We start from the raw sequence: 26,500 nt of genomic DNA on the forward strand, positions 1-26,500 counted from the left end.
CGGACGATTATCATGAGCCGATGGCGAGCGTGTCAACAGAACTTCCCAGCATCCCGGCAGCCGCGGCGCCGGTCGCTCCGGCGGTCGCGTCGGTCCCCCAGCGGCGGCCACGCGGACGTGGTCTGGCGCACAGCCTGGTCGACGATTTCAGCGTCCGCATCCGCGACGCCGTGCTGCGTCCGGGCGACAAGCTGCCGACCGAATCGGAGATCATGCAGGCCTTCGGCGTCAGCCGGACCGTGGTGCGGGAGGCGCTGTCGAAGCTGCAGGCCGGTGGCCTGGTCGAGACGCGCCACGGCATCGGCACCTTCGTGTTGCACCAGCGCGCGGGCAACGTGTTCCGGCTCGACGCCGGCGACATCGCGACCTCGGTCGACGTGCTGGCGGTGCTGGAATTGCGCATCAGCCTGGAGACCGAGGCAGCCGGGCTGGCCGCCGCGCGCCGCAGCGCCGAGCAGCTCCAGGCCCTGCGCGCGGCGCTCGACGAATTCGAGCGCAACGTCGCGCTCGGGCACGACACGGTGGAGGCCGACTTCCGCTTCCACCTGCAGATCGCCCAGTCGACCGGCAACCCGTATTTCGCCGACATCCTGTCGCACCTCGGCCGCACGATCATCCCGCGCACGCGCATCAAGGCCATCCGCGACCACGCGAGCGGCCAGGCCTACCTGAGCCGCGTGAACCGCGAGCACGAGGAGATCCACGCCGCCATCGCGCGCCGCGATGCCGAGTCGGCGCGGGCGGCGATGCGCATCCATCTGACCAACAGCCGCGAGCGGTTGCGGCTGTCGCAGCAGGCGGCGCGCACCGGCGAGGCGGGCGATGCGGCCACCGGGCCGGTCGCGGCCGCCCGGTCGTCCATGCCGGAGGTCTGAGTGCTCAGGGAAAGTCCTGTTGCGCTGCCATTCCGGTTAAGTCATACGATGACTGATCACTCAAGCGATCCGTCGATTTTCGGCCCCCGAGCCTCATCAGGAGACCCACCCATGACCGTGAAACTTTCCCGCCGCCATCTCGGCGCCGGCTGCCTCGCCGCCGCCTGCCTGGCGACACCGTTCGCCACGCTGGCCCAGCCCGCGCCCTGGCCCTCGAAGCCGCTGCGCATCGTGGTGCCCTATCCGCCGGGCGGCTCGTCCGACATCATCGCGCGCGCCATCTCGCAGCCCCTGGCCGAGGCATTGAAGACGACGGTGCTGGTGGAGAACAAGCCCGGCGCCAACGGCAACCTCGGCGCCGACTATGTCGCCAAGTCGGCGCCCGACGGCTACACCATCCTGCTGTGCGATGTCGGCGCGCTGGCGATCAGTCCGTCGGTCTACACGCGGCTGTCCTTCGACCCGTCCAAGGACCTGCGCGGCGTGACCATGCTGGCCTATTCGCCCCACCTGCTGGTGGTGCATCCCTCGGTCAAGGCCAGCAACCTCAAGGAGCTGGTGGCGCTGTCGAAGACCAGCGACCTGAACTTCGCCGTCACGGCATCGGGCAGCGCCCCGCACCTGGCTGGCGTGGCGCTGGAGCGCGCCAGCGGCGCCAAGTGGACCTACGTGCCCTACAAGGGCGGCGTGCAGGCGATCCAGGACACGGTCTCCGGCCAAACCCAGGTGCTCATGAACGGCATGCTCGCCACGCTGCCGCAGGTGCAGGCCGGCCGGCTCAAGGTGCTGGGCGTCTCCAAGGCCACGCGCATGCCACTGATCGGCGACGTGCCCACGCTGGCCGAGCAGGGCGTCACCGGCTTCGAGTCGGGCACCTGGCAGGGCGTCGTGATGGCGCGCGGCACGCCCGATGCCATCGTCAACCGGCTCAACAAGGAACTCGTGGCCGTCATCCGCTCGGCCGACATCCGCTCGCGGCTGGCCGGACAGGGCGCCGAGGTCGTGACCATGACGCCGCAGGAGGAGGAGCAGTTCATCAACAAGGAACGCGCGCGCTGGGCGGCGGTGGTCAAGCAGGCCGACATCCGGCTCGACTGATCCTGATCCACATCCGGACCCGGACCGCATCCAAAGCCGGGTCCGCCCGGCCGATCCGCCGGGGCGGTCGCGCCAGCCACGTGCCACGCACTGCGTGCCCCAAGAATCCATAACGACAGGAGACGACCACCATGCCCAAGAAGATCATCCTCATCGCCGCCACCGCGCTGGCGCTCGCCGCCGCGGGCGGTTGCGCCCAGATGCCGCGCCTCTCGATGGCGGCAGCGCCGATGGCCGGCGCGCCATCGACCGCGACGGCCACGGCCGCGACGGCCGCCGTCACCGCCGCCGCCGAGCGGCTGCGCCTCGCCATGATCGATCCGACCCCCGCCGCGCTCGGCGCGTTGGTGGCCGACGACCTGAGCTATGGCCATTCGGGCGGCCGGGTCGACACCAAGACCAGCTTCATCGCCGACCTGATGGATGGCAAGTCCGACTTCGTCACCCTGGTCATCAGCGACCAGACCGTCCGGGTGACCGGCGACGTCGCCGTGGTGCGCCACACCCTGACGGCCGACACCAACGACGCGGGCAAGCCCGGCAAGGTCGCGATCAAGGTCCTCGGCGTCTGGCAGCGGCAGTCCGATGGCGCCTGGCGGCTGCTGGCGCGCCAGGCGGTGCGGCCACCGGTCTGACGACGCCATGGCGGCGGCCGTCGCGGCCGCGCCGGCTTCAGGCGCTCGCCACCGGCCCGCGCCGGCGCCGCGCCACGAGCCACGCGCCGGCCTCGAACAGCAATTCGCTCGCCAGCGCCAGCGCCGCCGCCGGCAATGCGCCGGCCATCAGCAGCTGGCGGTCGTTGAGCGCCAGGCCCGTGACGATGCGCTCGCCGAAGCCGCCGGCGCCGATGAAGGCGGCGATGGTCGCCGTGCCGATGGCGATCGCCGTCGCCGTGCGCACGCCGGCCACCAGCGTGGGCAGCGCGATCGGCAGCAGCACATGGCGCAGGTTCTGCAGGCGCGTCAGGCCCAGCGCGGTGCCGGCCTGCCGCACGCCAGCAGGCACCTCGTCCAAGCCGGTGACGGTGTTGCGCATGATGGGCAGCAGGGCATAGAGCGTCAGCGCGATCAGCGCCGGCAGCGTGCCGATGGCGCCCAGCGCCGAGATCAGCACCGCCAGCAGCGCCAGCGAGGGCACGGTCTGCAGCAGGCTCGCCAGGCCCAGCGCCAGCGCCCGCCAGCGCGCGTGCGCGAACACCGCCACCGCCACCGGCACGCCGATCAGGATCGCCAGGCCGACCGCCACCGCCACCAGCAGCAGGTGCTCGCGCGCCAGCCGCCCGAGGTCGGCGCCGAAGAGCTTCGCCGTGAAGCCGCGGCGCGCGTCCGGCGCCACGCCACCGGCGAGGAAGTCGCGCGCGATGGTGTCGAAGGCCACGCCCTCCAGTTCGGCGCGCGCGTTCATGGCGATCATGGCGCGCTCGTCGATGCGGCCCTCGAGCGTGCGCAGCGCGGCCCAGGCGGCCGGCTGGCGCGCGGGCAGGTCCAGCCGGTGCAGCAGCACGGCGTCGTAGCGCGGGAAGTAGGCCCGGTCGTCTTGCAGCACGCGCAGGCCGAGGTGCTCGATGCGGGCATCGGTGGTGTAGATGTCGATGACGTCGATGCGGCCGGCGGCGATGGCGTCGTAGGCCAGGCCGTGGTCGATGCCGGTGGGCCGCTGCGCGAGCCCGTAGCGCGCGGCCAGGCCGCGCCAGCCATCGGCGCGGCCGATGAACTCGTTCGACAGGCCCAGCCGCAGCCCCGGATGGGCCGCCAGGTCCGACAGCGTGCGCACGCCCAGGCGGTCGGCATCGGCCGCGCGCATCGCCAGCGCATAGCCGTCGTTGAAGCCCAGCGGCACCGCGACGCCCAGGCCGAGCGGCGCCAGCGCGGCATTCAATGCCGCCGGGGCGAGCGCGGCGGCATCCGCCGCGCCGCCCTTCAGGATCTCCAGCGCGATGGTGCCGGTGTATTCGGCATAGACATCGATGGCGCCGGAGCGCAGCGCCTCGTAGACGATGGCCGTGTTGCCCAGGCCCTGGCGCAGCACCGGCGGCACGGGCGTGCTGGCGGCGGCCGTCCGGGCCAGCACCTCGGCCAGGATGTACGACTCGGTGAAGCGCTTGGAGCCGATGCGCAGGGCCTCGGACGCCGCCGCGGCCGGTGGTGAGGCCATTGGTGAAGCCGCCGTCTGCGCCAGCCCGGCGCGGCCCGGCGCGACCAGCAGCACGAGGACCACCAGCAGCGCGCGCGCCATGTTTCCTGCCCAGGCGCGCGGCCCGCCACCAGGCGCCGGTGCGGTCGAAGGGGAGGGCGGCGCGGGCATCGCGGCAGTTTAGGGGCTGCCGCCGGGGCCGCCGGCGCGGTCAGGCCGACTTCCTACAGGCTGTCGTGCGCGGGACCGATGCGGCCCGCAGGCGTGCATCATGACAGTCGAGGCATGGTCGCGTGACCACCTTGCCCATCGAAACCCCCACGACGAAAGACCCCCCGCCATGGCATCCAGCCCCCCCGACCACGCCACCCTCGTCGACGTCCACGGCGCGCGCGAACTCCCCCTGGTGACGGTCGAGGGCTACAGCCTCCAGCTGCGCGACAAGGACGGCTTCCTGGGCGACGGCGCCAGCCAGACGGCCTTCCGCGAGATGCTGCAGCTGTGGCGCAAGGAGCGTCCGAAGGACGGCCCCGATCCCTTCGGACGCCGCCACTCGCGCAACTTCAGCAAGAAGGAGCTCGATGCCATCCTGGCCGACGGCAAGCCCCCGGAGGCGGCCGAGATCCTGCACGGCGTGATCGAGGCCTTCGCCATCGAACTCGCGCACGTGACGCGGCGCTTCCTGCGCGAGCCGTCCTGGAAGGGCGTCGAGCGGGTGGTGATCGGCGGCGGCTTCCCGGAGAGCGACGTCGGCGAGCGCGCGATCCTGCAGGCCTCGGTGATCCTGGAGGCCCAGCGCATCCACGTGCCGCTCGGCCGCCTGTCGCACGAGGTGGACGACGGCGGCCTGATCGGCTGGGTGCACCTGGTGCCGCCGGCGATGCTGCGCCACCACGATGCCATCCTGGCCGTCGACATCGGCGGCACCAACCTGCGCTGCGGCATCGTCAAGCTGCGTCGCAAGCGCGCCGAGGACCTCTCCAAGGCCAAGGTGCTGGAGCGCCGCAAGTGGCGGCACGCCGACGACAAGCCGACCCGCAGCGCGCTGGTCGACCGGCTGGCGACGATGCTGCAGGAGCTCATCGAGCATTGCGACGCCGAGGGCCTGAGCCTGGCGCCCTTCATCGGCATCGCCTGCCCGGGCCAGATCCGCAAGGACGGCTCCATCGCGCGCGGCACGCAGAACCTGCCGGGCAACTGGGAGAGCGACACCTTCCACCTGCCCAGCGAGCTGCAGAAGAAGCTGCCGACCGTCGGCGGCATCCCGACCATGGTGCGCATGCACAACGACGCCGTGGTGCAGGGCCTGAGCGAGCTGCCGTTCATGCGCGACGTCAAGCGCTGGGCGATCCTGACCATCGGCACCGGGCTGGGCAACGTCAGCTATGCCAACAAGCCCGAGCCGGCCGACCCGAACCGGGATGGCAAACCGGGCGTGAAGGCCAGGAAGAAGGACAAGGAAAGGAAGAAGAAGGAGACGAAGGGCAAGGACGGGAAGGACGGGAAGGACGGGAAGAAGTCCCCCAGGCGCTGACTCACAACTGGAACGCGATGGTCAGCAGCAGGCCCTCGGCCAGATCGCGCATGACCCCCGGCCGGCGCGCGCGGAAGGTCTCGCCGGCCGAGGCGGTGGTCTCGATCCACTGGGCCAGCCAGTCGATGTCGCGGGCGCCATAGAACACGACGGCGGCCTCGTGGTTGAGCAGCAGGCTGCGCAGGTCGAGGTTGATCGAGCCGCACAGCGCCAGCGTGTCGTCGACCACCACCGCCTTGGCATGGGCCATGAAGGGCAGCAGCCGGAAGATCACGCCCGCCGCCGCCAGGTCGCGCATGGCGCGGGCCCGCACGAAATCCGCCAGCCGGTGGTTCGACTGCCGGGGCATGGCGATGGTCACCTGCACGCCGCGCCGCGCCGCCAGCCGCAGGGCATTGCGCAGGCCGTCGTCGGGCACGAAATAGGGCGTGATCGCCAGCACGCGATGCTCGGCGCGGAAGCAAGCGTCGATGAGCAGCGAGTTGGCGGTGTCCTCGGTCTGGTCCGGTCCGCTGGGCAGGAACTGCGCGAGCGGCAGCGTGGTGTCGCCATCCGGCGCCGAGGGCGCCACCGGGATGTCGCGCGGGACGTCGTGGCGCACCGAGCGCCAGTCGTGGTCGAACTGCTGGGCCGCCGCGTGCGCCACGCCGCCCTCGAGGTCGAACGACAGGTCGCGCCATGGCTGCGGGTAGGCCTCGTTGCCGGTGAAATACTCGCCCGCCAGATTGCGTCCGCCCGACCACAGGCGGCCGTCGTCGGCGATGAGCATCTTGCGGTGGTTGCGCAGGTTGCGCGGGCCGCTGCGCCGCAGGCTCAGCAAGGGGCGGAAGACGGTCACCTCGGCGCCGGCCGCGCGCAGGGCGTCGAGGCGGTCACGCGGCAGCATGAGGGCGCCGAAGCCGTCGAGCAGCAGGCGCACGCGCACGCCCTCGCGCGCGCGCCGCGCCAGGCGTTCGACGGCCTCGGCGCCCAGCGCGTCGTCGCCGATGATGAAGGTGCAGACATCGATGCGGCTGCGCGCGCCGTCGATCACGCGCCACAAGGCGTCGCGCGCGGCGGCGCCATCGGCATGGAAGCGGGTGCGGCAGGGCGAGGGCGCCGCCAGCCCGAAGCTCTCGATCAGCTCGGCCGCCCAGTGCACAGCGACGCGGGCGCGCGGCGGGCGCGGCAGCCCGACCGGACGCAGCTTGCGCTGTCCGAACAGCAGATAGCCCGGCAATGCGACATAGGGCATCAGCACCAGACCCATGACCCAGGCGATGGCCGTCGTCGGCGGACGCTGTTCGCGGCGGACCCGCGTCGTGACGACGTAGACCAGCAGCGCGATCGCCACGACGAGGAAGTGCTGCGACGGGGAGGGCAGCCAGGCCAGGAACAGAGGGGTCATCGGCCGCGAGGTTAACGCGCGCGCCGCAGCGCTTACGCTCGGGTCCTCCGATGCGTCGTTTTCCGATCGCGCCGGGCGAACGCGGCCTTCCATCGCTTCCGTCCTCCACCGTTTTGATCCTCCCGTTCCCATGCTGACCCTGCTCTTCGACGGTGTCGCCTACGGCATGCTGCTGTTCGTCATGGCCCTGGGCCTGGTCGTCACGCTCGGCCTGATGAACTTCATCCATCTGGCGCATGGCGCGTTCGCCATGGCCGGTGGCTATGTCGCGGTGGCCGCCATGCGCTCGGCGGGGCTGCCGTTCCTGGTGGTGCTGCCGCTGGCCTTCGCGGTCGCCGCCCTGGCCGGCCTGCTGCTGGAACGCACGCTCTACCGGCCGATGCGACGGCGCCCGCACCTCGACCAGGTGCTGTTCTCGATCGGCCTGGTGTTCATGGCCGTGGCGCTGGCCGACCGCTTCGCCGGCTCGATGCCGCGCCACCTCGACCTGCCGGCCTGGCTGGCCGGCCGCACCGAATGGGGCGAGGGCGCCTGGCGGCTGTCGATGGGCCACTACCGCCTGTTCGTGATCGGGGTGTGCGCGGTGCTGGCGGCGATGCTCCAGTGGGGCTGGATGCGCACGCGCTTCGGCAGCCGCCTGCGCGCCGCCGTCGACGACCCGCGCGTGGCGGCCGGGCTGGGCATCGACGTCGGCCGCCTGTTCTCCGTCACCTTCGCCCTGGGCGCGGGACTGGCCGGCCTGGGCGGCGCCCTGGGCGCCGAGATCGTCGGCATCGACCCGACGTTCCCGCTGCGCTGCATGGTGCCGTTCCTGATCGTGGTGGCGCTGGGCGGCACGGCATCGGTCACCGGCCCGCTGCGCGCCGCGCTGCTGCTGGGCATCGCCGACGTGGCGGGCAAGTACTTCATTCCGGCACTGGGTGGCGCGCCGGTCTACCTGCTGATGATCGCGCTGCTGATGTGGCGCCCGCGCGGCCTGTTCGCCGCCGGAGGCCGGCCATGAGCGCCCGGCGACGGCCGGCGCGCCGGTGGTGGGCCTGGGAGATCGCGGCCGGGGCCCTGGCCCTGGCGTTGCCCGCCGTGCTGCCCCTGCAGGCGCCGCTGGTGGGCGAGATCGCCATCGTCGCGCTGTTCGCGCTCTCGCTCGATCTCGTCCTCGGGTATGCCGGCATCGTGTCGCTGGGCCACGCGGCGTTCTTCGGCATCGGCGCCTACGCGGCGGGACTGTGCGCCAAGCACCTGACGCCCGACCCGCTGGCCGGCCTGGCGCTGGCGACGGCGCTGGCGACCGGCTGCGGCGCCCTCGCCAGCCCGAGCGTGCTGCGCGGCAGCGACCTGACGCGCCTGATGGTGACGCTGGGCACCGCCGCGCTGCTGCTCGAACTCGCCAACGCCCTGGCCGGCGTGACCGGCGGCGCCGACGGCCTGCAGGGCGTGGCGATGGGCGCGCTGCCCGGTGGCTTCACCTTCGATCTCGATGGCCGCACGGCGGCCTGGTATGCGCTGACGGTCGCGCTGCTGCTGTTCGTGGCGCTGCGCCGGCTGGTGCGTTCGTCCTTCGGCGTCGCGCTGCGGGCGATCCGCGACAACCGGCGGCGCGCCGAGGCCATCGGCATTCCGACGGCGCGCCATCTCGCCATCGCCTACACCGTCGCCGCCGGGGTGGCCGGCGCGGCCGGCGCGCTGCTGACCCAGACCACCGGCTTCGCCTCGCTCGACGTCCTGTCCTTCGAGCGTTCGGCCGACGTGCTGCTGATGCTGGTGATCGGCGGCGCGGGCTGGCTCCATGGCGGCATCGCGGGCGCCATCGTCTTCAAGCTGCTGCAGGACGCGCTGGCGTCGGTGGCGCCGCAGGACGGCATGTTCTGGACCGGCCTGGCGCTGGTGCTGCTGGCGCTGGGCCTGCGCGACCGGCTGCTGCGGCTGCGCGGGTGCTTCCGGCGCGCGGCACCCCCGCCAGCCGGGCCATCCCGATCGCCCGAGCCGTCCGACCCGCCCGAGACCGGCGGGACGGGCTCGCCGACCATGACCCGTTCCTCGCATGCGCCCCACGCGCCTCCTGCGCCCGGCATGGCGGTCCCGGCCGACGACATCGTGCTGGCCTGCCACGGGCTGGGCGTGCGGCTGGGCGGCGTCATGGCGGCGAGCGCTGTCGCGCTCGAACTGCGCCGGGGCGCGCGGCATGCCCTCATCGGCCCGAACGGCGCCGGCAAGACCACGCTGATGAACCTGCTGGGTGGCGAACTGGCGCCCGACGCCGGGCGCATCGTGCTCGGTGGCGCGGACATCACGCGCCTGCCGCCGCACGCGCGCGTCGCCCGGGGCCTGGTGCGCTCGTTCCAGATCGGCTCGCTGTTCGACGGTCTCACGGCGCGCGAGACGCTGGAACTCGCCGCGACGCGCGCGCGCGGTCCGGGCCCGGGCGTGGGCCCGGGCGCGAGGAAGGAGGCGCGATCGGACGCGGGGCGGCCTCCGGCGGCGGCGGACCGCGCGGCACTGCTGCTCGACCGCCTGGGCCTGCGCGACGATGCCGACCGGCCGGTGCGCGAACTGGCCTATGGCCGGCGCCGCCTGCTGGAGATCGCGCTGGCGCTGGCCTGCGAGCCTGGCGTGCTGCTGCTCGACGAGCCCATGGCCGGCGTGCCGGCGGCCGAGCGCGAGCTGCTGCTGGACACGCTCGCGGCCCTGCCGCCTGACGTGGCGGTGCTGCTGGTGGAGCACGACATGGATCTGGTGTTCCGTTTCGCGCATCGCATCACGGTGATGGCCGAGGGGCGGGTGCTCGCCGAAGGCGATCCGGCCTCGATCGCGGCGGATCCCCGGGTCCGGGCGGTGTACCTGGGTCCGGGCGGCGCTGGCGCCACCGGCGCCGGCACGGCTGCCCTCGTCGCGCCGCCGGCGCGGGCGCGATCGGCATCGGCATCGGCAACAACGTCGGCATCCGTGCCCGTCCCCGCGCTCCTGCCCACGCCCGCGCCGTCCGCGCGGGCCGGCGCCGCGCCGCTGCCACCGCTGTTGCGCGTGGAGGCGCTCGCCGCCGGCCATGGCGACGCGATCGTGCTGCACGCCATCGACTTCACGCTGGAGGCCGGCCGCACGCTGGCGCTGCTCGGGCGCAATGGCGCCGGCAAGACGACGCTGGTCGACACGCTCGCCGGCGCCGCCCGCCAGCGCGGCGGCCGCATCCTGTGGCACGACGCCGCCCGCGACGCCGCGCCCGTCGCGCTGCATGCGCTCGCCTCGCACCGGCGCGCGGCGCTGGGCCTCGGCTGGGTGCCGCAGGAGCGCGGCATCTTCGCCTCGCTGACGGTGCAGGAGCACCTGACGGCGGTCGCGCGGCCGGTGTCCGGCAGGCGCGGTGGCGCCCCGGCCTGGACGCCCGCGCGCGTCTATGCGCTGTTCCCGCGCCTGGCCGAGCGCCGCGACCACCTCGGCGGCCAGCTCTCCGGCGGCGAGCAGCAGATGCTGGCGGTGGGCCGGGCACTGATGCTCGAGCCCCGCCTGCTGCTGCTCGACGAGCCGCTCGAGGGCCTGGCGCCGGTCCTGGCGGCGGAATTGCTGGCGGCCATCGCGCGACTCACGCGCGACGAGGGACTGGCGGCCATCGTGGTCGAGCAGCATCCGCAGGCGGTGCTCGCCATCGCCGACCAGGCCCTGGTGCTCGATCGCGGCCGGGTCGTCCATGCCTCGACGGCGGCGGCGCTGGCGGCGCGGCCCGACCTGCTGGCGCGCTGGCTGGGCGTGGCCGGCGGCGGTTGAGGCGCGCGCGCCGGCGCGGGCGACGCCCCCGGCTGTTCAGATCGGCAGCGCGGTGGTCGTCTTCACGCGGTCGAGCACGAAGCTGGTCTTGCAGTCCTGCACGCTGGGATGCTTGAGCAGCGTGTCCATCACGAAGCGCGAGTAGTGGGCCATGTCGGCCACCACCACGCGCAGCAGATAGTCCATGTCGCCGGTCAGCGAGGCGCATTCGACCACCTCGGGCCAGGCCTGGATCGAGGCGCGGAACGCATCCATCGGATTGCGCTTGTGGCTCTCGGTGTGCTTTTCCAGCCGCACGTTGATGTAGGCCATCAGCGGCAGGCCGACGCGCTCGGGCCGCAGCAGGGCGACATAGCCCTGGATCACGCCGGCTTCCTCCAGCCGCTTGACGCGCCGCAGGGTGGCCGAGGCCGACAGGCTGATCTGCGCGGCGAGTTCGTCGTAGGTCGCGCGACCGTGACTCTGCAGCGCGCGAAGCACGCGCAGATCGATGGCATCGAGTTCGACCGGAGCGTTCATGACTCCGATTTTGCAGGAATCCTGTGATCATCGAAGCGCCAGCGCCGAAAGTTGCAGGAATCGTGTGCCGCGAGCGCCTAGCATTCGAAGACAACCCCCCACCCGCACCCGCGCACAATTTCTGGAGACGACGATGGCCGATCTGTTCGACAACCCCATGGGCCTGCAAGGCTTCGAATTCGTCGAGTTTGCCTCGCCCACGCCCGGCCTGCTGGAGCCGGTGTTCGAGAAGCTCGGCTTCACGCTCGTGGCCAAGCACCGTTCCAAGGACGTCGTGCTCTACCGCCAGGGCGACATCAACTTCATCCTCAACCGCGAACCCCGCAGCCCGGCGGCCTACTTCGCGGCCGAGCACGGTCCGTCGGCCTGCGGCCTGGCGTTCCGCGTCAAGGACTCGCACAAGGCCTACGAGCGCGCGCTGGAGCTCGGCGCCCAGCCCCTCGAGGTCGCCACCGGACCCATGGAGCTGCGCCTGCCGGCGATCAAGGGCATCGGCGGCGCGCCGCTCTACCTCATCGACCGCTTCGAGGACGGCAAGTCGATCTACGACATCGACTTCGAATTCATCGACGGCGTCGAGCGCCATCCGGTCGGCCATGGCCTCAAGCTCATCGATCACCTGACGCACAACGTCTATCGCGGCCGCATGACCTTCTGGGCCGACTTCTACGAGCGGCTCTTCAACTTCCGCGAGATCCGCTACTTCGACATCTCCGGCGAATACACCGGCCTGACCTCCAAGGCCATGACGGCGCCCGACGGCCAGATCCGCATCCCGCTGAACGAGGAGTCGAAGAAGGGCGGCGGCCAGATCGAGGAATTCCTGATGCAGTTCAACGGCGAGGGCATCCAGCACATCGCGCTGATCTGCGACAACCTCAAGGACGCGGTCGACAGTCTGGCCCTGGCCGGTGTGCAGACCGCCACCGCGCCCAACGACATCTACTACGAGATGCTGGAGAGCCGCCTGCCGGGCCATGGCCAGGACGTGCCGGCGCTGCAGGCGCGCGGCATCCTGATGGATGGCACCACCGAAGGCGGCCAGCCCCGGCTGCTGCTGCAGATCTTCTCGACGCCGATGCTGGGGCCGGTGTTCTTCGAGTTCATCGAACGCCGGGGCGACTATCGCGAGGGCTTCGGCGAGGGCAACTTCAAGGCCCTGTTCGAATCCCTCGAGCGCGACCAGATCCGCCGCGGCGTCCTCGAGACCGACCCCGCCTGACGGCCCGGCCCGGCAAGGAGCGCGTCATGGACACACGGGTGATCGACAAGGGCGCGGATTCGCCTAAGCACGGACTGGCCGCCGGCACCGCCATCGCGCCGCAGCGGCCGGACTGGACCATCGACCAGGGCTGGGAGCGCTACACCGACGCCGACCACGCGGTCTGGCGGACCCTGTTCGAGCGCCAGACGAAACTGCTGCCGGGCCGCGCCTGCGACGAGTTCGTCGCCGGCATGGAGCAGCTGCCGATCGGCGCCGACTGCATCCCCGACTTCGTCGAGCTCAGCGCGGTGCTCATGCAGCGCACCGGCTGGCAGGTGGTGGCGGTGCCGGGGCTGGTGCCCGACGAGGTCTTCTTCGAGCATCTGGCGAACCGGCGCTTCCCGGCCGGCAACTTCATCCGCGGCGCGCATCAGCTCGACTACCTGGAGGAGCCCGATGTCTTCCACGATGTCTTCGGCCATGTGCCGATGCTGATGGACCCGTCGATCGCCGACTACATCCAGGCCTATGGCGTCGGTGGCCTGCGGGCCCGGGAACTGGGCGTGCTCGACAAGCTGGCGCGGGCCTACTGGTACACGGTGGAGTTCGGGCTCGTGCGGCAGGCCGGCGGCCTGCGCATCTACGGCGCGGGCATCGCCTCGTCGTATGCCGAGAGCGTCTTCGCGCTCGACGATCCCTCGCCCAACCGCATCGCCTTCGACCTCGAACGCGTCCTGCGCACCCGCTACCGCATCGACGACTTCCAGGAAACCTATTTCGTCATCGACGGCCTGCCGCAGCTGCTCGATCTCGCCCGCATCGACTTCGGCCCGCTCTACGACCGCATCGCCGGCCAGCCCGAGCACGCGCCCGGCGACGTGCTTGCGCAGGACCACGTCATCGGCCGCGGCACCGGCCGCCATCACGCCATCAGGCGCCAGGCTTCCTGACGCGCCGCGACCGGCGCGAGGCCGAGCAGGAGCTCATCTGCCGATGGCCGGCCAGCGCCGGTGCAGCCACGACCACGACACCAGGCCGACGCCGAGCATCAGGGCCGACGTCAGCGCCAGCCCGATCGCCGAATGCATCACCAGCGGCGCCACGGCGCCGGCGACCAGGCCATTGGCGGTCGAGCCGATCACGGCCTGCAGCGACGAGGCCATGCCGCGACGCTCGGGATGCAGGTCGAGCACCAGCAGCGTGACGGCCGGCACCATCATGGCCCAGCCGAAGGCGAAGATCGCCACCGGCGGCAGCGACCACACCGGATGCGGCGGGAAGACGGCATGCACCGCGATGTTGACGACCGACACGACGGCCATGATCAGGAAGCCATGGCGGATCTGCCGCTTGGGCGGCACCTTGCCGGCCATGCGCCCGCTGACCCAGGCACCGCCCATGATGCCGCCGATGGTGAGCAGGAAGAACCAGAAGAAGCGTGTCGGCGGCAGGCCCAGCAGATCGCCCAGGAAGGCCGGCGCCGAGAGCACGTAGAGGAACATGCCGTTGAACGGCACGCCACTGGCGAGCGCCAGCAGCAGGAAGCGGGGATCCGAGCACAGCTCGCGATAGCCGCGCATCAGCGGGCGCGGCGCGAACGGCTGGCGCTGGTCGAGGTGCAGGGTCTCCGGCAGCAGCTTCCAGTTGGCGACGAACAGCACCACCCCGACCGCCACCAGGAACCAGAACACCGCGTGCCAGCCGGCATGCACGAACAGGAAGCCACCGACGATCGGCGCGATGGCCGGCGCAACGCCGAAGTAGATCGTGACCTGGCTCATCACCTTCTGCGCCTCGGCCGGCGGGAACATGTCGCGGATCACGGCGCGCGAGACCACGATGCCGGCCCCGGTCGACAGGCCCTGCATGGCGCGGAAGAACACCAGCTGGCCGATGGTCTGGGACAGCGCGCAGCCGAGCGAGGCCAGGGTGAAGACGGCGAGCCCGGCGAGCACCACCGGCCGGCGCCCGAAGCTGTCCGAGAGCGCGCCATGGAACAGGTTCATGAACGCGAAGCCGAACAGGTAGGCCGAGAGCGTCTGCTGCATCTCCACCGGCGTCGCGCCGATCGAGGTCGCGATGCCCGAGAACGCCGGGATGTAGGTGTCGATCGAGAACGGCCCCAGCATGCCCAGCACCGCCAGCAGTACCGCCAACGCCCAGCGCGGCGCCTTCCAAAGGGTCTGGGCATCGGGATTCATGAAGTCGTCTTCCTGTCTGTTCTCGTCGGTGGACCGGCAAGGTCGTACCCTGCCTCAAAAGCAGCAAAGCGCCCGTAGGCGCTTTGCTGCATGTCCGGGGACACCGCGGAACGGGCGATGCCCGGCCGCTGGTGTCGCCCCCGGCTGAGGGGGGTGGCGCTGCCACACGAAGTGGGCAAGCCTGGGGGAGGGCTCAAAGTGTATCGATGAAGCTGCGCAGCTTGTCCGAACGCGACGGATGCTTGAGCTTGCGCAGGGCCTTGGCCTCGATCTGGCGGATGCGCTCGCGCGTGACGTCGAACTGCTTGCCGACTTCCTCCAGCGTGTGGTCGGTCGACATCTCGATGCCGAAGCGCATGCGCAGCACCTTGGCCTCGCGCGGCGTAAGCGAGTCGAGGATGTCCTTGACCACGTCGCGCAGGCCGGCCTGCATCGCCGCCTCGATGGGCGCCGTGTTGCTGCTGTCCTCGATGAAGTCGCCCAGGTGCGAATCGTCGTCGTCGCCGATCGGGGTCTCCATGGAGATCGGCTCCTTGGCGATCTTCATGATCTTGCGGATCTTGTCTTCCGGGATCTCCATCTTGGCGGCCAGGATGCCGGCGTCGGGCTCGAAGCCGAACTCCTGCAGATGCTGACGCGAGATGCGGTTCATCTTGTTGATGGTCTCGATCATGTGCACCGGGATGCGGATGGTGCGCGCCTGGTCGGCGATCGAGCGGGTGATGGCCTGGCGGATCCACCACGTCGCATAGGTCGAGAACTTGTAGCCGCGACGGTATTCGAACTTGTCGACCGCCTTCATCAGGCCGATGTTGCCTTCCTGGATCAGGTCGAGGAACTGCAGGCCGCGGTTGGTGTACTTCTTGGCGATCGAGATCACGAGGCGCAGGTTGGCCTCGATCATCTCCTTCTTGGCATCGCGCGACGAGCGCTCGCCGTCGTTCATGCGCTTGTTGATGTCCTTCAGCTGCGTCAGCGGCACCACCACGCTCGACTGGATGTCGGCGAGCTTCTGCTGCAGTTCCTGCACCGGCGGGATGTTGCGCGCCAGTACCGTGCTCCATGGCTTGCCGGCGGCGGCCTGCTTCTCGACCCACTTCAGGTTGAGCAGGTTCGAAGCGACACGATTGCCGTTCTTGTCGAAACCGCTGAAGTCGCGGATGAAGTCCTCCTGCGGGAAGCCGCACTTGTCCACGATGATGCGGCGCAGCTCGCGCTCCTTCTTGCGCACGTCGTCGACCTGGGCGCGCACCAGGTCGCACAGCTTCTCGATGGTCTTGGCGGTGAAGCGGATGGTCATCAGCTCGTCCGACATCGCCTGCTGGGCCTTCAGGTACGCCGGCGTGCCATAGCCTTCCTTCTCGTAGATCTGGTGGATCTTCTCGAACATGGAGGCGATGCGGTCGAAGCGCTCGAGCGCGTCGCGCTTGAGTTCCTCGAGCTTCTTGGTCAGCGCCTTGGAGCCGCCCTTGCCATCGTCGTCGTCCTCCTCGTCGAACTCGTCGAAGTCCTCCTCGGCCACGTAGTCGTCGGCTTCGTTGGGATTGGAGAAGCCATCGACGATGGTGGAGATGACGACCTTGCCGTCGCGGATCGTGGCGGCCATCTCCAGGATGGCGGCGATGGTGGAGGGCGAGGCGGAAATCGCCTCCATCATGGCCATCAGGCCGCCCTCGATGCGCTTGGCGATCTCGATCTCGCCTTCGCGGGTGAGCAGCTCGACCGTGCCCATCTCGCGCATGTACATGCGCACCGGGTCGGTCGTGCGGCCGAATTCGCTGTCGACGGTGGACAGCGCCGCTTCGGCTTCCTCCTCGGCCTCCTCGACGGTGGTCGCGGTGGGAGCGGTGTTGTTGAGCAGCAGCGTCTCGGCATCGGGCGTCTGCTCGTAGACGGCCACGCCCAGGTCGTTGAGCATGGTGACCACGACTTCCATGGTCTCGGCGTCGACCAGCTTGTCGGGCAGGTGGTCGGAGATCTCGCCCTGCGTCAGGTAGCCACGGGTCTTGCCCAGGGTGATCAGGGTCTTCAGGCGCGAGCGGCGCTTGGCCATGTCCTCTTCAGACAGCACGGTCTCGTCGAGACCGAATTCCTTCATCAGCGCGCGTTCCTTCGCCTTGCTGATCTTCATGCGCAGCGGCTTGACCTTCTCCTCGGTCGAGCCGGCGGTGCCCGTGGCCGCGGGCTCGTCGCCGACGAGCTCGTCCTCGATGTCCGACAGGTCGACATCGCTCGACGGTTCGGAGGCGCCCTTGGGCTTGCGGCCGCGCTTGGCGCCGGTGGTGGGCGCATCGGCGGCGGCGGCCTTGGGCGGACGGCCGACCTTCTTGGCAGGCACTGCGGCGGTGGCAGTGTCGGCGGCGACGGGGGCGGCCTTGACGGCGGATTTCGAGAGATCGGCGGACGGGGTTTTGGTGGGCACGGTTTTCACTTGGGTTGTCGCATTCGCCTTCTTTGCGGAGGCACCCTTCACAGGTGCTGCCGTTGCGGCTGCTTTCAACGTTGGGTCCGCGACGGGTGCGGGGACGGCGGACACGGCAGGCTTCTTTGGACTGGTCATGGAACCTCGTACGACAAGAATGGACAAGCGGAATCAGGCGCCACTCACCCGGCGCGGGGACGGACACGGAGAGCGAGGAAACACGAGAGAACGCGGAGCACCGCGTTCCTCGAGCCATCGACGGCCAACGGCAAGATGTCGGGCGAACATTTGGAGTGCAGTCCTTGCGGTGTATTGGCCCGTTTCCCTGTGGGAAATGCATTGCGCATGGGGCCGGCCCGGAGGTGCTGCTGTCGCTCTTGCCTGGTTTCGCGATCAGCGAAGCCACAAATTATAGCGGTGTGCACAATTTCAAGGCACCCGGGGGGTGCCTGCTACGCATCGTTACATTCCGCCGGTGGCGGGTTTCAGGCGTTGGCGCAGTTCGAGACGGCGCTTCTCCAGCGCCCGGTAGCGGTCGAGCGCCAGCGGATCGGTCTCCGCCGCCGCGATGGCTTCACTCTGCTGGGCCTTGAGGAGGTCGTCGAGCATGAAGTCGAGCACGTTGCGCAGTTCGCGCGCGGCGTCGACGGCCGGCTCGCCCTCCGCCTCGCGCACCGGATCGCCATCGGGATGGGTCATCAGGCGCTCGGCCAGGGCTTCGAAGGACTGGCCGCGCAGGCCCTCGCGCAAGGCCGCCCAGGCCTGCACGCCATGCTCGTGCAACTGGCTGTCGAGCCAGCGGAACAGCAGGCCGTGCTCGCCGCGCAGGCCGCACAGCAGGTCGTGCAGTTCGTGCGACAGGGCTTCCCATTCGGCCATGTTCGACAGCAGCAATCGCGCCGCGACGTCGTGCCGGCTCGGCGGCAGGGCCCGGGCGCGCGCCGGCGCCCGGGAGGACGACCCGGACCGCCCGCCGCCCCGGCGCGGCGCGGCGCGATGGTCGGTCGTGTCCTCCCAGCCGGGACCGCTGTCGTGGCGCAGGTCGGGGTCGGAGCCGCCATAGCCCCCATGGCCGCCCTGGTCGTCGGGGCCATCGTCGCGGCGCGTCGCCTGCCGGGCTGGCGCCGCGCCCCGGCGCGATGTCGCGACGGCGCCCCACAGCTCGGTCAGTTCGGCGGCGCCGAGCTGCACCGTCTCGGCGATCTCCCCGAGCAACTGCCGTTTGAGCGCGCCCTCCGGCAGCGCGCTCCACAGGGGCCGCGCATTGCTCGCCATGCGGGCGCGGCCCTCGGCGCTGCCGAGGTCGCAGCCCTCGCGCGCCGCCTCCAGCATGAAGCGGCTCAGGGGCGTCGCCTCGGCGATGCAGCGGGCGAAGCCCTCGGCGCCGAACTCCCGGATGTAGCTGTCGGGATCGTGCTCGGCCGGCAGGAACAGGAACTTGATGCTGCGCACGTCGCTGGCATAGGGCAGGGCGCCGTCGAGCGCCTTGCGCGCGGCACGCCGGCCGGCGGCGTCGCCATCGAAGCCGAAGACCACCGATTCGGTGAAGCGGAAGAGCTTCTGCACGTGCTCGGCCGTGCAGGCGGTGCCCAGCGTGGCCACGGCGTTCGGGAAACCCAGCTGCGCCAGGGCCACGACGTCCATGTAGCCTTCGGTGACCAGCGCGTAGCCGAGCTGGCGGAAGGCGGTGCGGGCCTCGAACAGGCCGTAGAGCTCGCGCCCCTTGCTGAAGACCGGGGTCTCGGGCGAGTTCAGGTACTTGGGTTTCTCGTCGCCCAGCACGCGACCGCCGAAGCCGATGGTCTCGCCCTTGACGTTGCGGATCGGGAACATCACGCGATCGCGGAAGCGGTCGTAGCGCTTGCCCTCGTCGTCCTCGCCGACGATCACCAGTCCGCTCTCGGCGAGCAGGGGATCGTCGTAGCTCGGGAACACGCTCGCCAGGCTGCGCCAGCCGGCGGGGGCATAACCGATGCCGAACTGCCTGGCGATCTCGCCGGACACGCCGCGTCCCTTGAGGTAGTCGATGGCGCCGGGCGACTGGCGCAGGTGGCGGCGATAGGCGTCGCCGGCCTTCTCCAGCACATCGGTGAGCGTGGCCTGCTTCTCGCGCTGGCCGGCGGCGCGGGCCCGTTCCTCGGGCGAGGCATCGTCCTCGGGCACCTGCAGGCCGTACTGCCCGGCCAGGTCGTGCACCGCCTCGACGAAGCCCATTCCGGCATGCTCCATCAGGAAGCCGATGGCGTTGCCATGCACGCCGCAGCCGAAGCAGTGATAGAACTGCTTGGTCGGGCTGACCGAGAACGAGGGCGACTTCTCGCCATGGAACGGGCACAGGCCCATGAAATTGGCGCCGGCCTTGCGCAGCTGCACGTAGCGCCCGACGATCTCCACGACGTCGGCGCGTGCGATCAGTTCCTGGATGAATGATTGAGGGATGGACATGTAGGCGCGGAGCGGCAAATCATACGCAAGCCATCGCGCCGACACACCCGGGCGGCATACTCGTCGGGCCCGCCACCGTTCCCAATCCGTCCGCCCGCGCACTGCATGATCCGCAGATTCCTCCGTCTCGACGACCCGCTGCTGCGCCACCCGCTGCGATTCCTCTGGGAATCCCTCAAGAGCTTCCGCGCCAACCAGGGCCTGCTGCTGGCCGGCGCGGTGGCCTACTACGCGCTGCTGTCGATGGTGCCGCTGCTCATCGTCAGCGTGATCGCGCTGTCGCACTTCATCGACCAGCGCGAGCTGCTGGCCACCATCGGGCGTTATCTCGAATGGCTGCTGCCGGGCCAGTCGCGCGCCATCATCGTCGAGCTGTCGAACTTCCTGGCGCATCGCGACGTGCTCGGTCCGGTGCTGCTGGTGACGATGATCTTCTTCAGTTCGCTCGCCTTCACGGTGCTGGAGAGCGCCATGTCGGTGATCTTCAAGCATCGCAAGGCCGACCGGTCCAGGCATTTCCTGATCTCGGCGGTGATGCCGTACCTCTACATCCTGAGCCTGTGCTTCGGCCTGCTGCTGGTCACGCTGGTGTCGGGGGCGCTGCAGATCATCGGCCAGGAACGCGTGGAGCTGCTGGGGTACAGCTGGTCGATGTCCGGCGTCTCGGGCCTGCTGCTCTACCTGCTGGGCCTGGGCGGGGAGATCTTCCTGCTGACCTCGCTCTACATGGTGATGCCGGTGGGGCGCCTGTCGCTGCGCCACGCGCTGGTCGGCGGCATCACGGCGACCCTGCTGTGGGAAATCACGCGCCGGGTGCTGGTCTGGTATTTCTCGACGCTGTCGCAGGTCAACGTGGTGTACGGCTCCCTCACCACCGCAATCGTGGTGCTGCTGAGCCTGGAGATCGCCGCCACGCTGGTGCTGTTCGGCGCCCAGGTCATCGCGCACTACGAGAGGCTGGATCGCCAGCGGGCGGCCGCCGTGCCGGACGCCGCGACGGCCTGAGACGCGGCGCCATGCCGATGGCGTCCGGTCGCCGCGCCGCCTCAGCGCGGCGCCAGGCGGATCGCGCCGTCGAGGCGGATCACTTCGCCGTTGAGCATGTCGTTCTCGATGATGTGGAGGGCGAGCTTCGCGTAGTCGTCGGGCGTGCCCAGGCGCGACGGAAACGGCACGCTGGCGGCCAGGGCGTCCTGCACCTCCTGCGGCATGCCGAAGAGCATCGGCGTGCCGAAGATGCCCGGTGCGATCGTCATGTTGCGGATGCCGCTGCGAGCCAGGTCGCGGGCGATCGGCAGCGTCATGCCCACGATCCCGCCCTTGGAGGCGCTGTAGGCCGCCTGGCCGATCTGGCCGTCGTAGGCCGCCACCGAGGCGGTGGAGATCAGGACGCCGCGCTCGCCGGTGGACTCGGGCTCGTTCCTCGCCATCGCATCGGCGGCGAGGCGGATCATGTTGAAGCTGCCGATGAGGTTGATGGTCACGGCCCGGCTGAACGAGGCCAGGGCATGCGGTCCGTTCTTGCCGACCACCTTCTCGGCCGGCGCGATGCCGGCGCAGTTGACGAGGCCGACCAGCTTGCCCTGCTGCCGCGCCGTCTCCACGGCGGCCTGTCCGTCGGCCTCCTGGGTCACGTCGCAACGCACGAAGACGCCGCCGATGTCGCGCGCCACGGCTTCGCCCTTGTCCACCTGCATGTCGGCGATCACCACCCTGGCGCCCTTCGCGGCCAGCAGACGCGCCGTGCCTTCGCCCAGGCCCGAGGCCCCGCCCGTGATCAGAAATACCCGGTCTTCGATCTGCATCTGTCTGTCTCCTGAGGTGTTGGTCGGAGCGGCGATTATCGAAGCGGCCCCGTCGGGGAACTGCCGCGCATGCGCCTTGCGTGACCCCAGAACGACAAAGGCCCCGACCGGAGTCGGGGCCCGGACCGCATCCCCCAGGGACGTGCGGTCAGTGTGCGCAGACGTGACGGGAAGAACCCGTCGCGTTCGCTCAGCGCTTGCGCGAAGCGGTCTGCGAGGTCGTCTTGGCGGCGTTGACGGCCGTGTTCTGGACGGCCTGGAAGTTGGCTTCGGCGACGTCGGAAGCCTGCTTGACGGCCTTCTGGACCGATTCGAAGGCGTTGTTGGCGGCGGCCACGGCGCTCTTCATCACGGCGACGGCGGTCTCCGAACCGGCGGGTGCGTTCTTGGCGGCGCTGTCGACCAGGCCAGCGAAGTTCTGCTGGGCTTCGACAGCCTTCGATTCGAACGCCTTGCCGAATTCGGCGCCGGTGCCCTGGGCGATGTCGTACAGGTGACGGCTGTAGGCGGCGGTCTTCTCGGCCAGGGGCTGGAACAGGCTGGCTTGCAGCGTCAGCAGTTCCTGGGCGTCCTTGACGCTGAGCATGGCCTGCGTGGTGCTGGCGGCTTCGCTCAGGGCAGCCTTGGACGCCGTGACGTTCAGCTCGACAAGCTTCTCGACGCCTTCGAATGCCTTGGTCGTCAGGCCGAACAGCGTTTCGAGGTTGGCTTTTTGTGCAGCGAGGATTTGGTCAGCGGTCAGTGCCATGGTGAGACTCCAGTAGTTGATTGATTGATCAGCGTGCGCCGCGTCCACATGGTTATGTTGCGCTGCAGCATGGAATGGAAGTATAGGCGGATGTCAGACGACAGCAAGCGTTTCGACCTACGTCCACTGCTTTTAGAAAGTACTTACTAAAAAGCGTTTTTTGAGGGATCGTCATTCGAGAAAGGCAAAATTTTGAACCATGAGCAACTTCCGCAACCCTCCCAGCCAACGCGGTGAATTCCGCGCTTTTAAGCGCATTCCCACGCGTTGGGCCGACAACGATCTGTACGGCCACGTCAACAACGTCGTCTATTACGCATGGTTCGATACCGCGATCAATTCGCTGCTGATCGAGGAGGGCGTGCTGGACCTCCAGAATGGCTCGACCGTCGGTTTCGTCGTCGAGACGCACTGCAATTACCTGGCACCGGTGTCGTATCCCGAGGTCGTCGACGTCGGCATCCGCGTGGGCCGCATCGGCACCTCCAGCGTCCGGTACGAACTGGCGGTCTTTCCGGAAGGCGAGGACCAGGCCCGGGCCCAGGGCCATTTCGTGCACGTGTATGTTGACCGGGCGACCCAGCGTCCGGTGCCGATCGCGGGCGACCTGGCGCAACTGCTGCAGCGGCTCGTCTGGCCATGAAAAATGGCGCCCTCGGGCGCCATTTCTCTGCGGCTGGAAGCCAGCCTTACATCTTCATCTTCTTGACGTCGGCCTTGCCCTTGGCTTCATCGGCCTTGGCCTGCTTCACGCAGGCGTCCTTGGCGGCGCCCGACTGGTCGTCGCACTTCTCCTTGGCCACTTCGTAGGCCATGTCGACCTTCTCTTCAGCGACCTTGCGGGCATGCGATGCGCTCGGCTTGTACTGGTTCTCCAGATCGGCCTTGGCGACCTTCTCCGTGCCCGATGCCTCCTTCATGCAGACATCCTTGGCGTTGTCCTTCATGGTGTCGCACTGGGCCTTGGCGACCTTGTAGTCGGCTTCGATCTTTTCCTTGGCCACGTTGTACTCGTCCTTGGTCAGGGCCTGCGCGCCGCTGGCGACGAAGAACGAGGAGACGATGGCGAGTGCGAGAAGTTGCTTTTTCATGATGAGTTCCTTGGTGCTTCTGTTATTTGTTGGTTATGTGTTCGTCGGTCTGCGGACCCCGTCGCGGAACGGACGGTGGTCGGGGGTCGGAAGGGACTAGATCTTTTCCATCCACAGCGCGGCCGGCGTGCGGCCATCGCGGTTTTCCCAATCGGCGACCTGGGTTTCCGCCTCGTCGCGGCTGATGCCGTGGCGTTCCTGGATGCGGCCCAGCAATTGATCGCGCTTGCCCGCAATGACGTCGAAGTCGTCATCGGTCAGCTTGCCCCATTGCTCCTTGACCTTGCCCTTGAACTGCTTCCAGTTGCCTTCGAAAGTGTCCTTGTTCATTGCGAACTCCTTATTCATTCATGCGGATGGAAACGCCTCGCACGGCATGACGACATGTCGTCATGAGCGGCTTCGGCACGCCGTTTGCCAGCGTGAAAGAAATATAGGAGCAACGTTATTCAGACCATGGTAGGACTCGCGTCGCGCCAATCGTAGGCACAGGCCGACGGGGGTCGTGATAATCGGGCGCATGCCACGCAGGAGACGGCAGCCAGTGCCTTTTGCGGCTTAATACGAGACAAGAAGACCCGGCGAGACATCCGCGACCCCACCACGCCAGCGCACCGCACCATGATCATTCAGAGCCTGCTCGACACCGACCTCTACAAGTTCACGATGATGCAGGTCGTGCTGCATCACTTCCCCGGGGCGCGTGTCGAGTACCGCTTCAAGTGCCGCAATCCGGGCGTCGACCTGGCGCGCTTCGCCGACGAAATCCGCGAGGAGGTGCGGCATCTCTGCTCGCTGCAGTTCAAGGAACCCGAACTCGCCTACCTGAGTTCGATGCGCTTCATCAAGAGCGACTTCGTCGATTTCCTCGGCCTGTTCCAGCTCAACGAGAAGTACATCCGGATCGTCCCGCAGCCCTCGGGCGAGCTGGAGATCGGCATCGAGGGACCCTGGCTGCACACCATCCTGTTCGAGATCCCCGTGCTGGCCATCGTCAACGAGGTCTATTTCCGCAACACGCAGCCGCGCCCGGACTTCGACGAGGGACGGCGGCGTCTGGACACCAAGATCGGGCAATTGCAGATCGCCGGACTGTCGGATCTGAAGATCGCCGACTACGGCACGCGCCGCCGCTTCGCCAAGGGCTGGCACGAGGAGGTGCTGCAGACGCTCACCACGCGACTGGGCGCGGTCGCGGCGCCGGCGCCACCACCCACGCCGGCGCAGCTGCAGGCGACAGCGCTGTTGCCGGGTACCGCGCCGGCGACCGGCCGCACGGCGCAACTCGCCGGCACCAGCAACGTGCTCTTCGCGATGAAGCTCGGTCTGATCCCGCTGGGCACCATGGCGCACGAGTACCTGCAGGCCTGCCAGGCGCTCGGTCCGCGCCTGCGCGACAGCCAGATCTTCGGCTTCGAATCGTGGGCCCGGGAATACCGGGGCGACCTGGGCATCGCACTGTCGGATGTCTATGGCATGAGCGCCTTCCTGCGCGACTTCGACCTGTATTTCTGCAAGCTCTTCGACGGTGCGCGGCACGACAGTGGCGATCCGTTCCAGTGGGGCGAGCGGATGCTGGCGCACTATGTCGCCAACCGCGTCGACCCGCGCACCAAGACCCTGATCTTCAGCGACGGCCTGACGGTGCCGCGCACCATCGAGCTCTACCAGCAGTTCCGGGGGCGCTGCCAGCTCGCCTTCGGCATCGGCACCAACCTCACCAACGACCTCGGCTACGAGCCGCTGCAGATCGTCATCAAGATGCTGCGCTGCAATGGCCAGCCGGTGGCCAAGCTGTCCGACACGCCCTCGAAGAACATGTGCGACGACGAGCGCTATCTGGGCTATCTGCGCCAGGTGTTCCAGATCGAGCAGCCGGCCTGATGCAGGGTCACGCGGCGGTGCTGGAGGGCGGCGCTCTGTCGCCGGCCTGGGGCGTGCCATTCGCCGGTCTGCTGCTGTCGATTGCGCTGATGCCGCTCGTCGCGCCGACCTTCTGGCATCGCCACGCCGGCAAGGTCACGCTGGCCTGGGCGCTGGCGTTCGTCTTGCCGTTCGCGGGAGTCTTCGGCGCGTCCCTGGCGTTGCAGCAGGTGGTGCATGCCGCGCTGGCGGAGTATCTGCCGTTCATCGTCCTCCTCACGGCGCTGTTCACGGTGGCCGGGGGCATCCACATCCGCGGCAACCTGCGCGGGTCGCCCGGGCTCAACGTGGGCATCCTCGCCAGCGGCGCGGCACTGGCGAGCGTGATGGGGACCACGGGCGCCTCGATGCTGCTGATCCGGCCGCTGATCCGCGCCAACGACGATCGCCGCCGCCAGGCCCACGTGATGGTGTTCTTCATCTTCATCGTCTCCAACGTCGGCGGCTCGCTCACGCCATTGGGCGATCCGCCGCTGTTCCTGGGCTTCCTCAAGGGCGTGGACTTCTTCTGGACGGCGGGCCATCTGCTGACCGAGACGCTGTGCCTGCTCGGCGCGCTGCTGGCGCTGTTCTGGGTCATCGACCGCCGCCTGTTCCGCATCGATGGCGTGCAGCCGGTCGATCCGACGCCCGACACGCCGGCGCCGCCGGTCTCCACCGGCCGCTGGCCGATCGGGTTCGACGGCGCCGGCAACTTCTGGCTGCTCGCCGGCGTGATCGCGCTGGTGCTCATGAGCGGCCTGTGGACATCGCCGGTCGCGTTCGACATCCTGGGCACGCCGGTCGGTCTGCCCGGACTGCTGCGCGATGCGGGCCTGGTGGCGCTGACCCTGGCGTCGCTGTGGCTCACGCCACGCCGGGTGCACGAGGCCAACCAGTTCGGCTGGGCGCCGATGGTCGAGGTGGCGACGCTCTTCGCCGGCATCTTCGTGACCATCGTGCCGGTGATCGCGATGCTCAGGGCGGGCGCGGACGGGCCGTTCGGCGCCGTGGTGGCGGCCGTCACGCGCGCCGACGGGCAGCCGGAGCCGGCGATGTACTTCTGGGCCACGGGCCTGCTGAGCTCGTTCCTGGACAACGCGCCGACCTACCTGGTCTTCTTCAACACCGCCGGCGGCGACGCGGCCACGCTGATGACCGCGCAGGCCGCCACGTTGGGGGCGATCTCCGCCGGCGCGGTCTACATGGGCGCCAACAGCTACATCGGCAACGCGCCCAACCTGATGGTCAAGGCGATCGCCGAGAGCCGCGGCGTCCGCATGCCCGGATTCTTCGGCTACATGGCGTGGTCCGCCAGCTGCCTGATCCCATTGTTCGTCCTCCTCACCCTCGTGTTCATCCGCTGAGTCGCCCGGC

At 69.4% G+C, this 26,500-nt stretch carries 22 protein-coding genes; 12 read left to right on the top strand and 10 right to left on the bottom strand.

Annotated features, from left to right (window positions below; genetic code table 11):
- The first annotated feature begins 20 nt into the window (after positions 1-20).
- From AC1MLT_RS00455 to AC1MLT_RS00465, 3 genes are all read left to right on the top strand, one after another.
- Entirely contained in the window at positions 21-875 is an 855-nt protein-coding gene (locus tag AC1MLT_RS00455; protein ID WP_481033342.1) for a FadR/GntR family transcriptional regulator, read from the top strand.
- A gap of 117 nt (positions 876-992) precedes the next feature.
- Positions 993-1,973 (top strand): Bug family tripartite tricarboxylate transporter substrate binding protein, encoded by a 981-nt coding sequence (locus AC1MLT_RS00460; RefSeq protein ID WP_481035062.1) that lies wholly within the window; start codon positions 993-995, stop codon positions 1,971-1,973.
- Positions 1,974-2,104: 131 nt separating this feature from the next.
- The gene (locus AC1MLT_RS00465; protein ID WP_481033343.1) at positions 2,105-2,608 is read left to right on the top strand and encodes a nuclear transport factor 2 family protein; all 504 of its coding nucleotides are present in this window, start codon (positions 2,105-2,107) and stop codon (positions 2,606-2,608) included.
- 37 nt (positions 2,609-2,645) lie between these two features.
- On the opposite strand, the gene AC1MLT_RS00470 is transcribed toward AC1MLT_RS00465, so the two are convergent.
- Positions 2,646-4,127, bottom strand: a complete 1,482-nt coding sequence (locus AC1MLT_RS00470; RefSeq protein WP_481035064.1) for a glycine betaine ABC transporter substrate-binding protein — start codon at positions 4,125-4,127, stop codon at positions 2,646-2,648.
- Positions 4,128-4,446: 319 nt separating this feature from the next.
- Here AC1MLT_RS00470 and AC1MLT_RS00475 point away from each other — a divergent pair, with 319 nt between their 5' ends.
- Positions 4,447-5,640: an ROK family protein gene (locus AC1MLT_RS00475; protein WP_481033344.1), complete on the top strand. Its 1,194-nt coding sequence runs from the start codon at positions 4,447-4,449 to the stop codon at positions 5,638-5,640.
- Between the two features lies 1 nt (position 5,641).
- Here AC1MLT_RS00475 and AC1MLT_RS00480 read toward each other — a convergent pair whose 3' ends face one another.
- Positions 5,642-7,027: a phospholipase D-like domain-containing protein gene (locus AC1MLT_RS00480; protein WP_481033345.1), complete on the bottom strand. Its 1,386-nt coding sequence runs from the start codon at positions 7,025-7,027 to the stop codon at positions 5,642-5,644.
- Positions 7,028-7,157: 130 nt separating this feature from the next.
- On the opposite strand from AC1MLT_RS00480, the gene AC1MLT_RS00485 reads away from it, so the two are divergent.
- Positions 7,158-8,030 carry a branched-chain amino acid ABC transporter permease gene (locus tag AC1MLT_RS00485; protein WP_481033346.1) on the top strand — a complete coding sequence of 291 codons (873 nt, stop codon included), beginning with the start codon at positions 7,158-7,160 and terminating at the stop codon, positions 8,028-8,030.
- Positions 8,027-10,786 (top strand): branched-chain amino acid ABC transporter ATP-binding protein/permease, encoded by a 2,760-nt coding sequence (locus tag AC1MLT_RS00490; protein WP_481033347.1) that lies wholly within the window; start codon positions 8,027-8,029, stop codon positions 10,784-10,786. The genes AC1MLT_RS00485 and AC1MLT_RS00490 overlap by 4 nt, the downstream gene beginning before the upstream one ends.
- Before the next feature lie 36 nt (positions 10,787-10,822).
- Here AC1MLT_RS00490 and AC1MLT_RS00495 read toward each other — a convergent pair whose 3' ends face one another.
- The gene (locus tag AC1MLT_RS00495) at positions 10,823-11,305 is read right to left on the bottom strand and encodes an Lrp/AsnC family transcriptional regulator (RefSeq protein WP_481033348.1); all 483 of its coding nucleotides are present in this window, start codon (positions 11,303-11,305) and stop codon (positions 10,823-10,825) included.
- Positions 11,306-11,438: 133 nt separating this feature from the next.
- On the opposite strand from AC1MLT_RS00495, the gene hppD reads away from it, so the two are divergent.
- The gene (gene hppD / locus AC1MLT_RS00500) at positions 11,439-12,527 is read left to right on the top strand and encodes a 4-hydroxyphenylpyruvate dioxygenase (RefSeq protein ID WP_481033349.1); all 1,089 of its coding nucleotides are present in this window, start codon (positions 11,439-11,441) and stop codon (positions 12,525-12,527) included.
- Between the two features lie 26 nt (positions 12,528-12,553).
- On the top strand, positions 12,554-13,459 hold the full coding sequence (phhA, locus tag AC1MLT_RS00505) for a phenylalanine 4-monooxygenase (RefSeq protein ID WP_481033350.1): 906 nt from the start codon (positions 12,554-12,556) through the stop codon (positions 13,457-13,459).
- 33 nt (positions 13,460-13,492) lie between these two features.
- Here the strand turns inward: phhA and AC1MLT_RS00510 are convergent, their stop codons facing one another.
- The 3 genes from AC1MLT_RS00510 to dnaG all read right to left on the bottom strand — a co-directional run bounded on the left by AC1MLT_RS00510 (position 13,493) and on the right by dnaG (position 19,577).
- Positions 13,493-14,710, bottom strand: coding sequence for a multidrug effflux MFS transporter (locus tag AC1MLT_RS00510; protein WP_481033351.1), 1,218 nt, complete (start codon positions 14,708-14,710; stop codon positions 13,493-13,495).
- Between the two features lie 193 nt (positions 14,711-14,903).
- A complete protein-coding gene (rpoD, locus tag AC1MLT_RS00515) occupies positions 14,904-17,270 on the bottom strand; it encodes an RNA polymerase sigma factor RpoD (RefSeq protein WP_481033352.1) in 2,367 nt (788 codons plus the stop codon).
- A 324-nt stretch (positions 17,271-17,594) separates the two neighbouring features.
- Positions 17,595-19,577, bottom strand: coding sequence for a DNA primase (dnaG, locus tag AC1MLT_RS00520; protein WP_481033353.1), 1,983 nt, complete (start codon positions 19,575-19,577; stop codon positions 17,595-17,597).
- Positions 19,578-19,682: 105 nt separating this feature from the next.
- On the opposite strand from dnaG, the gene AC1MLT_RS00525 reads away from it, so the two are divergent.
- A complete protein-coding gene (locus tag AC1MLT_RS00525) occupies positions 19,683-20,582 on the top strand; it encodes a YihY/virulence factor BrkB family protein (RefSeq protein WP_481033354.1) in 900 nt (299 codons plus the stop codon).
- A gap of 41 nt (positions 20,583-20,623) precedes the next feature.
- On the opposite strand, the gene AC1MLT_RS00530 is transcribed toward AC1MLT_RS00525, so the two are convergent.
- The gene (locus AC1MLT_RS00530) at positions 20,624-21,382 is read right to left on the bottom strand and encodes a 3-hydroxyacyl-CoA dehydrogenase (RefSeq protein WP_481033355.1); all 759 of its coding nucleotides are present in this window, start codon (positions 21,380-21,382) and stop codon (positions 20,624-20,626) included.
- A gap of 190 nt (positions 21,383-21,572) precedes the next feature.
- Positions 21,573-22,130: a phasin family protein gene (locus AC1MLT_RS00535; RefSeq protein ID WP_481033356.1), complete on the bottom strand. Its 558-nt coding sequence runs from the start codon at positions 22,128-22,130 to the stop codon at positions 21,573-21,575.
- Positions 22,131-22,329: 199 nt separating this feature from the next.
- On the opposite strand from AC1MLT_RS00535, the gene AC1MLT_RS00540 reads away from it, so the two are divergent.
- Entirely contained in the window at positions 22,330-22,773 is a 444-nt protein-coding gene (locus AC1MLT_RS00540) for an acyl-CoA thioesterase (RefSeq protein WP_481033357.1), read from the top strand.
- A gap of 46 nt (positions 22,774-22,819) precedes the next feature.
- On the opposite strand, the gene AC1MLT_RS00545 is transcribed toward AC1MLT_RS00540, so the two are convergent.
- Positions 22,820-23,221: a hypothetical protein gene (locus AC1MLT_RS00545; RefSeq protein WP_481033358.1), complete on the bottom strand. Its 402-nt coding sequence runs from the start codon at positions 23,219-23,221 to the stop codon at positions 22,820-22,822.
- Positions 23,222-23,317: 96 nt separating this feature from the next.
- Positions 23,318-23,551, bottom strand: a complete 234-nt coding sequence (locus tag AC1MLT_RS00550) for a CsbD family protein (RefSeq protein WP_481035065.1) — start codon at positions 23,549-23,551, stop codon at positions 23,318-23,320.
- A 291-nt stretch (positions 23,552-23,842) separates the two neighbouring features.
- Between AC1MLT_RS00550 and pncB the strand changes: the two genes are divergently transcribed.
- Together pncB and AC1MLT_RS00560 are read left to right on the top strand one after the other, a co-directional pair.
- A complete protein-coding gene (gene pncB / locus AC1MLT_RS00555; RefSeq protein WP_481033359.1) occupies positions 23,843-25,105 on the top strand; it encodes a nicotinate phosphoribosyltransferase in 1,263 nt (420 codons plus the stop codon).
- The gene (locus tag AC1MLT_RS00560) at positions 25,105-26,490 is read left to right on the top strand and encodes a sodium:proton antiporter (RefSeq protein WP_481033360.1); all 1,386 of its coding nucleotides are present in this window, start codon (positions 25,105-25,107) and stop codon (positions 26,488-26,490) included. The genes pncB and AC1MLT_RS00560 overlap by 1 nt, the downstream gene beginning before the upstream one ends.
- Positions 26,491-26,500: the final 10 nt, after the last annotated feature.

Source organism: Variovorax sp. PEI5, assembly GCF_056679935.1.

Excerpts from the sequence above, each read along its gene's own strand:
- AC1MLT_RS00465 (WP_481033343.1), top strand. The coding sequence starts at position 2,105 with ATGCCCAAGAAGATCATCCTCATCGCCGCCACCGCGCTGGCGCTCGCC.
- AC1MLT_RS00540 (WP_481033357.1), top strand. The coding sequence starts at position 22,330 with ATGAGCAACTTCCGCAACCCTCCCAGCCAACGCGGTGAATTCCGCGCT.
- AC1MLT_RS00490 (WP_481033347.1), top strand. The coding sequence starts at position 8,027 with ATGAGCGCCCGGCGACGGCCGGCGCGCCGGTGGTGGGCCTGGGAGATC.
- rpoD (WP_481033352.1), bottom strand. The coding sequence starts at position 17,270 with ATGACCAGTCCAAAGAAGCCTGCCGTGTCCGCCGTCCCCGCACCCGTC.
- dnaG (WP_481033353.1), bottom strand. The coding sequence starts at position 19,577 with ATGTCCATCCCTCAATCATTCATCCAGGAACTGATCGCACGCGCCGAC.
- AC1MLT_RS00485 (WP_481033346.1), top strand. The coding sequence starts at position 7,158 with ATGCTGACCCTGCTCTTCGACGGTGTCGCCTACGGCATGCTGCTGTTC.
- AC1MLT_RS00510 (WP_481033351.1), bottom strand. The coding sequence starts at position 14,710 with ATGAATCCCGATGCCCAGACCCTTTGGAAGGCGCCGCGCTGGGCGTTG.
- AC1MLT_RS00560 (WP_481033360.1), top strand. The coding sequence starts at position 25,105 with ATGCAGGGTCACGCGGCGGTGCTGGAGGGCGGCGCTCTGTCGCCGGCC.
- AC1MLT_RS00475 (WP_481033344.1), top strand. The coding sequence starts at position 4,447 with ATGGCATCCAGCCCCCCCGACCACGCCACCCTCGTCGACGTCCACGGC.
- AC1MLT_RS00495 (WP_481033348.1), bottom strand. The coding sequence starts at position 11,305 with ATGAACGCTCCGGTCGAACTCGATGCCATCGATCTGCGCGTGCTTCGC.
- AC1MLT_RS00545 (WP_481033358.1), bottom strand. The coding sequence starts at position 23,221 with ATGAAAAAGCAACTTCTCGCACTCGCCATCGTCTCCTCGTTCTTCGTC.
- AC1MLT_RS00525 (WP_481033354.1), top strand. The coding sequence starts at position 19,683 with ATGATCCGCAGATTCCTCCGTCTCGACGACCCGCTGCTGCGCCACCCG.
- AC1MLT_RS00530 (WP_481033355.1), bottom strand. The coding sequence starts at position 21,382 with ATGCAGATCGAAGACCGGGTATTTCTGATCACGGGCGGGGCCTCGGGC.
- AC1MLT_RS00480 (WP_481033345.1), bottom strand. The coding sequence starts at position 7,027 with ATGACCCCTCTGTTCCTGGCCTGGCTGCCCTCCCCGTCGCAGCACTTC.
- phhA (WP_481033350.1), top strand. The coding sequence starts at position 12,554 with ATGGACACACGGGTGATCGACAAGGGCGCGGATTCGCCTAAGCACGGA.
- AC1MLT_RS00470 (WP_481035064.1), bottom strand. The coding sequence starts at position 4,127 with ATGGCCTCACCACCGGCCGCGGCGGCGTCCGAGGCCCTGCGCATCGGC.
- AC1MLT_RS00535 (WP_481033356.1), bottom strand. The coding sequence starts at position 22,130 with ATGGCACTGACCGCTGACCAAATCCTCGCTGCACAAAAAGCCAACCTC.
- pncB (WP_481033359.1), top strand. The coding sequence starts at position 23,843 with ATGATCATTCAGAGCCTGCTCGACACCGACCTCTACAAGTTCACGATG.
- AC1MLT_RS00455 (WP_481033342.1), top strand. The coding sequence starts at position 21 with ATGGCGAGCGTGTCAACAGAACTTCCCAGCATCCCGGCAGCCGCGGCG.
- hppD (WP_481033349.1), top strand. The coding sequence starts at position 11,439 with ATGGCCGATCTGTTCGACAACCCCATGGGCCTGCAAGGCTTCGAATTC.
- AC1MLT_RS00550 (WP_481035065.1), bottom strand. The coding sequence starts at position 23,551 with ATGAACAAGGACACTTTCGAAGGCAACTGGAAGCAGTTCAAGGGCAAG.